9 protein-coding genes and 1 tRNA gene are annotated in these 12,163 nt (G+C 69.9%); 1 reads left to right on the forward strand and 9 read right to left on the reverse strand.

Features of this window, described 5'->3' with window-relative positions; all coding sequences use genetic code 11:
* Positions 1 to 212: 212 nt before the first annotated feature.
* The 7 genes from rho to ACZ6ZQ_RS15020 all read right to left on the reverse strand — a co-directional run bounded on the left by rho (position 213) and on the right by ACZ6ZQ_RS15020 (position 9,513).
* Entirely contained in the window at positions 213 to 2,210 is a 1,998-nt protein-coding gene (gene rho, locus ACZ6ZQ_RS14990; protein ID WP_469768951.1) for a transcription termination factor Rho, read from the reverse strand.
* Positions 2,211 to 2,593: 383 nt separating this feature from the next.
* Positions 2,594 to 3,511, reverse strand: coding sequence for a homoserine kinase (gene thrB, locus ACZ6ZQ_RS14995; protein ID WP_453660925.1), 918 nt, complete (start codon positions 3,509 to 3,511; stop codon positions 2,594 to 2,596).
* A gap of 418 nt (positions 3,512 to 3,929) precedes the next feature.
* Positions 3,930 to 4,997, reverse strand: a complete 1,068-nt coding sequence (gene thrC, locus ACZ6ZQ_RS15000; protein WP_469768952.1) for a threonine synthase — start codon at positions 4,995 to 4,997, stop codon at positions 3,930 to 3,932.
* Between the two features lie 6 nt (positions 4,998 to 5,003).
* On the reverse strand, positions 5,004 to 6,296 hold the full coding sequence (locus tag ACZ6ZQ_RS15005) for a homoserine dehydrogenase (protein WP_469768953.1): 1,293 nt from the start codon (positions 6,294 to 6,296) through the stop codon (positions 5,004 to 5,006).
* A gap of 95 nt (positions 6,297 to 6,391) precedes the next feature.
* The gene (gene lysA / locus ACZ6ZQ_RS15010) at positions 6,392 to 7,783 is read right to left on the reverse strand and encodes a diaminopimelate decarboxylase (protein WP_469768954.1); all 1,392 of its coding nucleotides are present in this window, start codon (positions 7,781 to 7,783) and stop codon (positions 6,392 to 6,394) included.
* A gap of 13 nt (positions 7,784 to 7,796) precedes the next feature.
* A complete protein-coding gene (nrtL, locus tag ACZ6ZQ_RS15015; protein WP_469768955.1) occupies positions 7,797 to 9,032 on the reverse strand; it encodes an ArgS-related anticodon-binding protein NrtL in 1,236 nt (411 codons plus the stop codon).
* A 55-nt stretch (positions 9,033 to 9,087) separates the two neighbouring features.
* Positions 9,088 to 9,513 carry a response regulator gene (locus tag ACZ6ZQ_RS15020; RefSeq protein ID WP_469768995.1) on the reverse strand — a complete coding sequence of 142 codons (426 nt, stop codon included), beginning with the start codon at positions 9,511 to 9,513 and terminating at the stop codon, positions 9,088 to 9,090.
* 449 nt (positions 9,514 to 9,962) lie between these two features.
* Here ACZ6ZQ_RS15020 and ACZ6ZQ_RS15025 point away from each other — a divergent pair.
* A tRNA-Arg gene (locus tag ACZ6ZQ_RS15025) sits at positions 9,963 to 10,034 on the forward strand.
* Positions 10,035 to 10,608: 574 nt separating this feature from the next.
* Here the strand turns inward: ACZ6ZQ_RS15025 and ACZ6ZQ_RS15030 are convergent.
* Positions 10,609 to 11,982: a tyrosine-type recombinase/integrase gene (locus ACZ6ZQ_RS15030; protein ID WP_469768956.1), complete on the reverse strand. Its 1,374-nt coding sequence runs from the start codon at positions 11,980 to 11,982 to the stop codon at positions 10,609 to 10,611.
* The gene (locus tag ACZ6ZQ_RS15035; RefSeq protein WP_307710490.1) at positions 11,979 to 12,152 is read right to left on the reverse strand and encodes a helix-turn-helix transcriptional regulator; all 174 of its coding nucleotides are present in this window, start codon (positions 12,150 to 12,152) and stop codon (positions 11,979 to 11,981) included. The genes ACZ6ZQ_RS15030 and ACZ6ZQ_RS15035 overlap by 4 nt, the downstream gene beginning before the upstream one ends.
* Positions 12,153 to 12,163 lie beyond the last annotated feature (11 nt).

Genomic DNA, 12,163 nt, shown 5'->3' on the forward strand with positions numbered 1-12,163 from the left:
TCAAGAGGCCCCCCGACCTCGGCTGGTGCTACGCAGAGGAAATCCCCCCACCTCGATCCGCCGATGATACGTGCGTCAACTGACGGTTGACCAGTGGCGGATGGGGTCACGGGCAAAACGAGACCGCCCCGTCACCTCGGAGGTGACGGGGCGGTCCGTTACGCGTTTGCACGGCTGGGCAGCTACGCGTCGAGCCGCGTACTGATACGACGTCAGTCGCCGTTGGGCATCGGCGTCGTCTTCTGGATCTGCAGCAGGAACTCGGCGTTCGACTTCGTCTGCTTCATCTTGTCGAGCAGCAGCTCGATCGCCTGCTGCGAGTCGAGCGCGTGCAGCACCCGGCGCAGCTTCCAGGTGATGGCGAGCTCGTCGCTGCCGAGCAGGATCTCTTCCTTGCGGGTACCGGACGCGTCGACGTCCACCGCCGGGAAGATGCGCTTGTCGGCGAGCTTCCGGTCGAGCTTGAGCTCCGCGTTGCCGGTGCCCTTGAACTCCTCGAAGATCACCTCGTCCATGCGTGAACCCGTGTCCACCAAAGCGGTCGCGAGGATGGTCAAGGATCCGCCGTCCTCGATGTTGCGCGCGGCACCGAAGAAGCGCTTCGGCGGGTAGAGCGCGGTCGAGTCGACACCACCGGACAGGATGCGGCCGGAGGCAGGGGCCGCCAGGTTGTACGCACGGCCCAGGCGGGTGATCGAGTCCAGCAGGACGACCACGTCGTGACCCAGCTCGACGAGACGCTTGGCGCGCTCGATGGCCAGCTCGGCGACCGTGGTGTGGTCCTCGGCCGGACGGTCGAAGGTCGAGGAGATGACCTCGCCCTTGACCGACCGCTGCATGTCGGTGACCTCTTCCGGACGCTCGTCGACGAGGACGACCATCAGGTGGCACTCGGGGTTGTTGTGCGTGATCGCGTTGGCGATCGCCTGCATGATCATGGTCTTGCCGGTCTTCGGCGGGGCCACGATCAGGCCTCGCTGGCCCTTACCGATCGGCGACACGAGGTCGATGATGCGGGTGGTCAGCACGCCCGGGTCGGTCTCCAGGCGCAGCCGGTCCTGCGGGTACAGCGGGGTCAGCTTGTTGAACTCCGGTCGGCCGCGGCCCGATTCGGGCGCCATGCCGTTGACGGAGTCCAGCCGGACCAGCGCGTTGAACTTCTCGCGGCGCTCGCCCTCCTTGGGCTGACGGACCGCACCGGTGACGTGGTCACCCTTGCGCAGACCGTTCTTGCGGACCTGGGCCAGCGACACGTACACGTCGTTCGGGCCCGGCAGGTAGCCGGAGGTCCGGATGAACGCGTAGTTGTCGAGGATGTCCAGGATGCCCGCGACGGGGATCAGGACGTCGTCCTCGGCGACCTGCGGCTCGGCGCCGAACTCGTCGCGGCCACGGCGGCCACGGCGGTCGCGGTACCGGCCGCGGCGTCCACGCCGGCCGCCCGCCTCGTCGTCGAAGTCGTCCTGCGGGCCGCCGCCCTGCCGCTGCTGCTGGCCGCCGCCCTGCTGCTGGCGCTGGCCGCCCTGCTGGTCCTCGCCCTTGCCGCCGCGGCGGTCGCGGTCGCGCTGACGGTCACGGCGGTCGCCGCGCTCGCCACGGTCGCGCTGGCGGTCGCCGCGCCGGCCCTCGGCGGTGTCGGCCGCGGCCTCGGCCTTGGCCTCCGGCTGCGCCTCGGTCCTGGCCTCGGCCCGCACCTCGGTCTTGACGTCGCCCTTCGGCTCGGCCTTGGCGGCCTCGCCCTCCGGGCTGCCGGCGGGGGCGGTGGCCCGGCGCCGACGGCGCTCACCGGCGGGGGCGTCGTCGCTGGCCGGCTGACCCGGGATGTCGATCTGCTGCTGAGCAGCGGGCTTCTCGGCCTTCTGCTCGGCTGCCGCGACGCTCTCGTCAGTCGTACGGGCCTTGGAGGTCGCGCGGCGCTTCGGCTTGGTCTCGGCCTCGCCGCTGCCCGCCTCGGCGGCCTTGGCCGCGGCTCCGCCTCCGGCCTGCGCCTCCTTGATGACCTCGATCAGCTGGCTCTTGCGCATCCGCGCGGTGCCCCTGATGCCGAGGCCGGACGCGACCTGCTGCAGCTCGGCCAGGACCATGCCCTCGAGGCCGGTGCCGGAACGGCGGCGCCGTGAGGTGGTGCCAGTGGCAGCACCTGCGGCGGGCGCGGCGGTGTCGACACTGTTGTCGGCAGTCACGCCCATCAGATCGGTGGTGTCGCTCACGAAGGGTCCTTCCCTGGAGCGGACGTCGGCCTTCTGGCTCGGCGACCGGTTGTGCTGTCCGACGGCGGTCCGTGTGGCGGACCGAAGCCGGGGCGGTGGTCCCGCCGGGTACGGCGGAAGAGATGTACGTGCAAAGTCCGGCCCGAGTTCCCCCTGCTCGGCCCTCTCTTCCGGGAAAAGCGAGGGGTGTCGTGCCGGTTCCGGAGCGTGCTCGAAACTGCTCAGGCAGGCTGCTCAGGCAGTTGGGGAGGCTCCCGGAAGAATGGTGGTCCCGAAGGGGGACGCGAAGCACCGCACCACAAGAATGTGGGCTGCGTACTTGAGGTTAACACTACCGGCTCCAACAAACATTCCCCCTCTCCATCACCGGCAATCCCGTGTCGCTACGAGGCGAGCGGCAGAACACTCGCTCCCGCGGCGTCCAGGGCCAGCCTGTTCGCCGCCCAGCCGTCACCTGCCAGCCGTGCGACCTTGTCGGCCGTGCCGTCCTCGGCCAGCGCGAGCACCGTGGGGCCCGCGCCGGAGATGACTGCGGGTACGCCGTCCGCGCGCAGTCGGTTCACCAGGGCCACGCTCTCCGGCATCGCGGGGGCTCGGTACTCCTGGTGGAGACGGTCCTCGGTGGCGGGAAGCAGCAGCTCGGGGCGGTGCGTGAGGGCCTCGACGAGCAGCGCGGCCCGGCCGGCGTTGGCCGCGGCGTCGACGTGCGGGACGGTACGCGGGAGCAGTCCGCGGGCGGTCTCGGTGAGCACCGGCTTCCCCGGTACGAAAACCACCGGAACGATGGAATCCGAGGGCTCCATCCTGATCGCGCGCGCCGCACCGGCGTCGGTCCAGGCGAGGGTGAAGCCGCCGAGCAGACAGGCGGCGACATTGTCCGGGTGTCCCTCGATCTCGGTGGCGAGCTCCAGCAGCGCCGCGTCGTCGAGCCGGGCGTCGCCCCCTATGGTCACGGCGCGGGCGGCCACGATGCCGGCGCAGATGGCGGCCGACGAGGAGCCGAGGCCGCGTCCGTGCGGGATCCGGTTGGCACAGACGACCTCGAGGCCGCGCGGCTGCCCGCCGAGCAGGTCGAAGGCCGTGCGCAGCGAGCGTACGAGCAGGTGGCTCTCGTCGCGGGGCAGCGTCTCGGCGCCCTCGCCCGCGATGTCGATGTGCAGACCGGAATCAGCGACCCGGACGACGACGTCGTCGTACAGCCCCAGCGACAGACCGAAGGCATCGAAGCCCGGCCCGAGGTTGGCGCTGGTGGCAGGCACGCGCACCCGGACGGCGGCAGCGCGGAATGCGGGACCGGCCATCGCTCGACGACACTCCTTGGTTCTGATCCGTGCTGATCTTCGGTGATCTGTGGTGATCGGGTCTGATCGGCGAGATTCTGGTGAAAGTACGAAGACCCGTGGGCCGTGACGGCAACAACACCGCGGCATATGCGGCGGGGCGGGTTCAGTACAGCCTATCGAAGGAAGGAACTGCGGCGACATAGGGCGCACGGGAGGCGCACGATGCGTGTCGCACTCCCACCCGTGCCTCTGTGCCCGTCCCCGGGTGGCTGCCGCTTACGCGTGCCACGCTCGCGATACGCGGGCGGCGCGCGGGCGGCAACCGCCCAGGGGGCTCGTGCCTTGCAGCACGTGCGGCATGTACGGGCACGCACGGCGCGTAAGGCATTGCGTGTACCGCGTGTACCGCACGTACTGCTGCTACCGCACGTACTGCTTACGCGAGGCCGAGGCGCTCCGCCGCAGTCGCGGCGTCCACCGGGACGGTGACCGGCTGCGGCGCTCCGGCGACCGCCCAGTCCGGGTCCTTGAGGCCGTTGCCCGTGACCGTACAGACGATCTTCTGGCCGGGGTCGACCTTGCCCTCCTCGGCGGCCTTCAGGAGACCGGCCACCGAAGCGGCCGAGGCGGGCTCCACGAAGACGCCCTCACGCGTGGCCAACAGCTTGTAGGCCCGCAGGATCTGACGGTCGGTCACCTCGTCGATGAAGCCGCCCGACTCGTCCCGCGCCGCCAGCGCGAACTCCCAGGACGCCGGGTTGCCGATCCGGATCGCCGTGGCAATGGTCGACGGGTCCTTGACGACCTCACCGCGCACGATGGGCGCGGAACCGGAGGCCTGGAATCCCCACATCCGCGGGGTGTGGGTGGACAGCTTGTCCGCCACGTACTCCTTGTAGCCCTTCCAGTACGCCGTGATGTTGCCGGCGTTGCCGACGGGCAGCACATGGATGTCGGGGGCGTCGCCGAGGCGGTCGACGATCTCGAAGGCCGCGGTCTTCTGACCCTCGATACGGACCGGGTTGACCGAATTGACCAGCGCCACCGGGTAGTTCTCGGACAGCCCGCGGGCCAGTACCAGACAGTCGTCGAAGTTGCCGTCGACCTGGAGGATCTTGGCGCCGTGGACCAGCGCCTGGCCCAGCTTGCCCATCGCGATCTTGCCCTGCGGGATCAGCACGGCGGAGACCATTCCGGCCCGGCCGGCGTACGCGGCGGCGGACGCGGAGGTGTTTCCGGTGGAGGCGCAGATGACTGCCTGCGCGCCCTCCTCCTTGGCCTTGGTGATCGCCATGGTCATACCGCGGTCCTTGAAGGACCCCGTCGGGTTCGCGCCCTCGACCTTGAGATACACCTCACAGCCGGTGGCTTCGGAGAGGGACTGGGCGTGCACGAGCGGCGTGCCGCCCTCGCCGAGCGTGACGACGGGCGTCGTGTCCGACACCGGGAGCCGGTCGCGGTACTCCTCGATGATGCCGCGCCACTGGTGGGTGCGAGTGCTCATGGGTCCTTACTCTCCTTCAACCCGCATGATGCTGGCGACACCACGCACGGTGTCGAGCTTGCGCAGCGCCTCGACGGTCCCGGACAGGGCGGCGTCGGGTGCGCGATGAGTGACGACGACGAGGGAAGCCTCGCCGTCCTTGCCCGTCTGGCGCACCGTGTCGATGGATACGCCGTGCTCGGCGAAGACCGTCGCGACCTGGGCGAGAACGCCAGGCTTGTCGGCCACGTCGAGGCTGATGTGGTACCGCGTCACCACCTCGCCCATGGGGCTCACGGGCAGCTGGGTGTACACGGACTCGCCCGGTCCGGTGGCCTCGGCGAGCTTGTTGCGACAGACCGCGACCAGGTCGCCCAGGACCGCGGAGGCGGTCGGGGCGCCGCCGGCGCCGGGGCCGTAGAACATCAGCCGCCCGGCCGCCTCGGCCTCGACGAAGACCGCGTTGTAGGCCTCGCGGACGGAGGCCAGCGGGTGGCTGAGCGGGATCATCGCGGGGTGGACGCGAGCCGTCACCGACTTGCCGTCCGCGGCCCGCTCGCAGATCGCCAGCAGTTTGATGGTGCAGCCCATCTGCTTGGCGGAGGCGAAGTCGGCGGCGGTGACCTCGGTCATGCCCTCGCGGTACACGTCGTCGAGGCGTACGCGCGTGTGGAAGGCGATACCGGCGAGGATCGCGGCCTTGGCGGCGGCGTCGAAGGCCTCGACGTCCGCGGTCGGGTCGGCCTCCGCGTACCCGAGGGCGGTGGCCTCGTCGAGCGCCTCGGAGTAGCCGGCTCCGGACGTGTCCATCTTGTCGAGGATGAAGTTCGTCGTGCCGTTGACGATGCCGAGGACGCGGTTGACCTTGTCGCCCGCGAGGGATTCGCGCAGCGGCCTGATCAGCGGGATCGCACCGGCGACGGCGGCCTCGAAGTACAGGTCGCGGCCGTGTTTCTCGGCGGCGGCGTACAGCGTGGCGCCGTCCTCGGCGAGCAGCGCCTTGTTGGCGGAGACGACGGAGGCGCCGTGCTCGAAGGCAGTGGTGATGAGGCTGCGGGCGGGCTCGATACCGCCGATGACCTCGACGACCACGTCGATGTCGCCGCGCTGGACGAGCGCCTTGGCGTCGGTGGTGATCAACTCCTGCGGAATACCCTCACGGACCTTGGAGGGGCGGCGGACGGCGACCCCGGCGAGTTCCACCGGGGCCCCGATCCGCGCGGCGAGGTCGCGGGCGTGCGTCGTCATGATGCGCGCCACCTCTGAGCCGACCACTCCACAGCCCAGCAGCGCCACCTTCAGCGGACGCGTACGCATCATCCGACCTCGTTTCTCCATCAATCAGGGTGCGAACCAGTCTCACTCACCGGACGAGGGTTTCTATCCCCTGTCCGGATCCTGAGACATATATTTCATTAACCGACATCGAGACGCAGGAGATCTTCCTCCGTCTCACGCCGGACGATCACGCGCGCCTCGCCGTCGCGCACGGCGACGACGGGCGGGCGGAGTGCGTGGTTGTAGTTACTGGCCATCGAGCGGCAGTACGCGCCGGTCGCGGGCACCGCGATCAGGTCCCCGGGAGCCAGATCGGCGGGCAGGAAAGCGTCCCGGACGACGATGTCGCCGCTCTCGCAGTGCTTGCCCACGACGCGCACCAGCATCGGCTCGGCGTCGCTCCTGCGTGAGACGAGGGCCACGCTGTACTCGGCGTCGTACAGCGCCGTACGGATGTTGTCGGACATGCCGCCGTCGACGCTGACGTACGTGCGCAACCCGTCCAGCGGCTTGATCGTGCCGACCTCGTACAGCGTGAACGCGGTGGGCCCGACGATCGCGCGCCCCGGCTCCACGGAGATGCGCGGGGTGCGCAGCCCGGCGGCCTCACATTCCCGGGTGACGATCTCACCGAGCGCCTTGGCGATCTCGTGCGGCTCACGCGGGTCGTCGTCCGAGGTGTACGCGATACCGAGGCCGCCACCGAGGTCGATCTCCGGCAGCTCGACCCCGTGCTCGTCGCGGATCTCCTTGAGCAGGCCCACGACCCGGTGGGCGGCCACCTCGAAGCCGGAGGTGTCGAAGATCTGCGAGCCGATGTGCGAGTGGATGCCGATGAGCTCGAGGCCGTCGAGCTGGAGCGCTCGGCGGACGGCCTCCGCCGCCTGGCCGCCGGTGAGCGCGAGCCCGAACTTCTGGTCCTCGTGGGCGGTGGCGATGAACTCGTGGGTGTGCGCCTCGACGCCGACGGTGACGCGGATCTGGACGCGCTGGCGCTTCCCGAGGGACTGGGCGATGTGCGCGACGCGGACGATCTCCTGGAAGGAGTCGAGCACGATCCGCCCGACGCCGGCTCGTACGGCCTTCTCGATCTCCTCGGCGGACTTGTTGTTCCCGTGGAAGGCGATCCGCTCGGCGGGCATTCCGGCGTCGAGAGCGGTGGTCAGCTCGCCGCCGGAGCAGACGTCGAGGTTGAGGCCCTCCTCGTGGAGCCAGCGCACGACGGCGCGGGAGAGGAACGCCTTCCCCGCGTAGAACACGTCGGCGTCCTTGCCGAAGGCGTCGGCCCAGGCGCGGCAGCGGGCGCGGAAGTCGGCCTCGTCGAGGAAGTAGGCGGGCGTGCCGAACTCCTCGGCGAGCCTGGTGACTTCGATTCCGCCGACGGTGACGATCCCGTCGTCGTTGCGGGTCACGGTCCGGGCCCAGACCTTCTGGTCGAGCACGTTGAGATCGGCCGGCGGGGCCGCATAGTGCCCCTCGGGAAGGACGTCGGCGTAGCGGGGCCCGGCAGGGTGTGCGGAACGGCTCATTCTTCTCTCACATCTACAGGTGTTCGGGTGCGCTGATGCCGAGCAGGGCCAGGCCGCCGGCCAGCACCGTCCCGGCGGCTTCGGCAAGGGCGAGCCGGGAGCGGTGGGCGGCCGAGGGTTTCTCGTCACCGACGGGCAGCGCGGTGTGCTGGAACGCGAGCAAGGCGTCGGCGGTGGCTTCGAGGTGCCGGGCGACCCGGTCGGGGGCGCGCAGGCGGGCGGCGGATTCGAGAACGGCGGGGTGGTCGCCGAGAGCGGTGACGAGGGCCGGCGCGTCGACGTCCTCGTCGTATTCGGGGCTGATCCCGAGCTGGGCGGCGGCGCGGATCAGGGCCCGGCTGCGGGAGTGTGCGTAGCGCACGCGGAAGAGAGGGTTGCTCTCCCCTTGTACGAGGAGGCCGTCGTCGAGCCTCGGGTGATCGTGCCCGGCGGGCCGCAGCAGGGCCCAGCGGGTGGCATCGGGCCCGAAGCGGCGCAGCAGCTCACCGGCGCCGGCACCGGCGGACACGGGCCGCAGCTCGGTGAGGGGCACGGGCCGCAGCTCGGTGGGGGACACGGGCGGCGCGCCTTCGGCGCCGGCACGGGCGGGCACGGGCCGCAGCTCATCCGCGCCGGCATCGGCGGGCAGGGGCCGCAGCTCATCCGCGCCAGCATCGGCGGGCACGGGCCGCGGTTCATCCGCGCCGTCACCGGCGGGCGCGAGCCGCAGCTCGGTGAGGGGCACGGGCGGCGCGCCTTCGGCGCCGACGGTGACGCGGAGCCGCGCCCAGTCGGGGTCGGCCTCGTCACAGCTCGTCCGTACGAGCGCGCCCTGCGCCTGCAGCAGCCTGCGCACGGCGTCTGCGGTGACGGCGGCCCTGACCTCGGAGCGGTGGTGGTACTGGTGGACCTGACCGGCCATGCCGCGGCCGTGCCCGTAGCGGCTTCCCTGCGCGAGCACCTCGCGGACCAGGGCGTGCCGGGTGCCGACGGCCAACGTGATGTTGAGGAACCCGGGCCCGGTGATCTCGACACCGGCGATCCCCGGGTGCTGGGCGAGCGTCTCCGACAGCACCTCGGCGACCCTGAGCGCTGGCATCCGGGCCTCACGGGCGAGCCTCAGGGCGGCGTTGGTCGCATAGTCCCCGCTGCCGCCGGGCCGGGACCGTTCGACCTTCACCCGCTCGGGCACCGGCGCCGTGATGGCGCCCTCCTCGACCGCGCGGCGCACTGCGCCCTGCACGGTGCGGGAGAGATCTGCGGGGGTCACGGGACAAGCGTATGGGAGGAAGGGGGTGTGATCGCTAACCGGTTTCGCCATGCGGTCAACCCCGCGCGCTCCCCGCCCGCCCGGCACCATGCCTGCCGTCTACTGACGGCGGGCCCTCCCTGTGCATCAACTGCCGTACGAGCCGCACCAGCTCGGCCGGCTCGAAGGGCTTGGCGAGAAAGGCCTCGACCCCGGCGGCGATTCCGTTCTCCACTTCGTACTGCGTACAGGCACTGATGATCGCGACCGGGATCCGCCGGGTCCGCGGATCGGCCCGCAGCCGCGCGGCGGTCCGCAGCCCGTCGAGCCGCGGCATCACCACGTCCATCGTGATCACATCCGGACGCACCTGATGCACGACGTCCAGGCACTCGGCACCGTCGGCCGCGGTCACGACCTCGAAGCCCTCCAGCTCGAGATTGACCCTGATCAGCTGCCGAATGACCCTGTTGTCGTCTACGACAAGCACCCGGCCGGACACGCCTGACACAACTCGAGAGTAGGTCGGGGGGCGGGGCTGCGTCCGGGTTTTCCCCACTTCTGACCCGTGCGGGGGACAGGCGAATTCCGAGCGACGGGCGCTGTTCGGACGCGGCCCGGGCGTCGGGCCGGGGCCGACTCGGGGGGGCGGGCCAAGTGCTGCTCGGACACCGTCCCGGTGCCGGGTCCGGGGCGATCCGGGGGCGGGTCGGGTGCCGTTCGGACACCGTCCCGGTGTTGACCGGGTGGCGTTCCGGATGCCTTCGCGCGACGCGCGGGCGCGGTCCGATGCGGGTCGGGATGGACGTACTGACGCGGTCCGGATGCGCGGCGGGATGCACCGCCCTGATGCGGTCCGGTCAACGCGCGAATACCGCCCGGAAATACCTGTTCACAGCCACCCCACCGGAGCTGGTAGGGTTCTACCCGTCGCCGCCGAGAGCGGCGGACGCCCCCGTAGCTCAGGGGATAGAGCAACGGCCTCCGGAGCCGTGTGCGCAGGTTCGAATCCTGCCGGGGGCACCCTTGATGAGGTGCCCAAAGACCCCGCCACCAGCGCGAACGCTGAGGACGGGGTCTTCGCGTATATGCAGGCGTACGCCACTGCGAGCGGGCCTATGTAGGGGTCTGTGGACGAGCTGTGGACGGGCAGCGGGCGACGAGTACCCAGGTCGGCGGCCGGTTCTCACGTCATGGTCCGAGCTTCCATAAGCGACCGCTGTACGTCGTCCACCAAGTCTCGGAGGCGGCCGGACTGCACGCTCTCACGCTCCATCCACTCGTCGAAGCGGGGACGCAGACGCCGCACCATAGCCACCCCGTGGCGACGCAACACTGAGCGACGGATCGAGATCTCTTCCTGCACCTCTCTTCGGAGATCATCAGTCCATCCCTGTGCCTGGTCGTCTTCCCCAAGGGGAGCCCTGAGAGCGGCCACCGCTTCATCGAGGACCACAAGCAAGCCCATGACACCTCCCACACAGATCACAGGGCGCGGTCTTCTCTTGAGGACCATCGCAGAGCCAAAAGCCGACCAAGACGCCGAAAGCCCCCGGACAAGTCCAGGGGCCTCGGAGCGTAGCGCGCTCGGACGCTCTCACTCGTACTCGCACAACAGATCCTCGATTCGGCGGTTCGCCACCTCCTGTCTGCCGTCGAGGCACTTGGCGTATCGACTGAGCAGCACCTCAACGCTGTTGCCCGCGCGCTCGGCCACCTCAGTTGCGTCCACTCCGGCGTTGAGCCAGGTGGAGAGCGCTGAGTGACGGAGGTCGTACGGGCGCCGGGCGAGCGGTGAGGAAACCATGGCTGGCGGAAACGCCAGCGTCCGAGCTTCCTGCCAGGCCCGGTAGTAGGTGGAGGAGGCGACCACTCCCCCGTTCTCGCTGAAGAACAGGCGGCCGTCGGCGGCGGTCCCGAAGGTGTCGATGTGCTCGCGGAAGATGCTCACGAGCTGGGGAGGAATGGGCACCTGCCGGACGTCCTCGCTCGGCCGGTTCTTCAGACCGCGGTCGTCGTGACTCTCGCCGGAGTCGGTCCACTGCTTGCCCACGCTCGGGCGCGTCCGATGGAGGAGAGCAGAGCCCCACCCGGAGGCGGGGAGCTTCAGGTCCGGCTCAGCCAGGCCCACCACCTCGGCAGGCCGGAAGCCCCCGAAGTACATCCCGGCGAACAGACCCACGAGGCGCCGGCCACGGGCCCGCCGGTAGCCGCCGACGTACGAGACTGCGGTGAGCAGAGACCGAGCCTGCTCAGGGTTGGCCACGACCCGGGGGTCCACCTCGCTGGACACCTTCGGCTTCTGCCAGCGGACGGCCGTGAGCGGATTCTCCGGGAACTCACCCAGGTCCACCGCGTAGTGGACGGCGTTGACAAGGGTGCGCCGCTTCCGCCGTACAGTCTCGGCAGCAGCCGCGGTGCCGTCCAACTTGAGCTTGAGCGAGTCCAGCACGGCGCGTCCGATCACCGGGTCGGCAAGGTCGGACAAGGGCCGGGATGCCTTGGCGACCCAGTGCAGGGCATTACCGATGTCGATGGGCAGGTCCCGCTCATCAGGCCCAGGGAGGACAAAGGCCCAGTTCCGCAGGGCCTTGCGCAGCAATTCATCGGTCGGCCGTCCAGGCCGATCGTCGAGCAGCGCCATGGTGACCGAGGCCAACGATTCGTTGATGCCGTCCCGCGTATTCGGTGCGGCGTGCGGCCATTTCATCGCAAGGTACTTCAGCGCGAAGGCGTACCAGGTCAGAGCCGATTTCTTCTCCGCCATGGAAGCGGGAAGGCCAGATTCTGTGTCGAACTCTTCGCCATCCCGCGTGGCCTTCAGAAGCTTCGCACGGTAGTGATCGGCCAATGCTTTGGTCCGGAAGGTCTCGGAAAAGACATTGCCCGCCACATACCAGCGGACACCGTACGAGGGCGTCTTGGTGTCGCGCTTGCGGACACCCCACACCTTCACATCGAGAGACTTCACGCGGCAGCGCCCTCCAGGTTGCGGAGCCATGCGCTGAAATCACTGCGCCATACGCGCAGTTCCCCGTTGGGCAGCTTGAATGCGGCAGGCCCCTGCCCCAGCTCACGCCACCGGTAGAAGGTACGACGGGACACGCCACCCAGTTCGGCAAGGATCTGCGGAACGGTCATCAGCTCGTCTT

Source organism: Streptomyces sp. NPDC053673 (assembly GCF_055585225.1).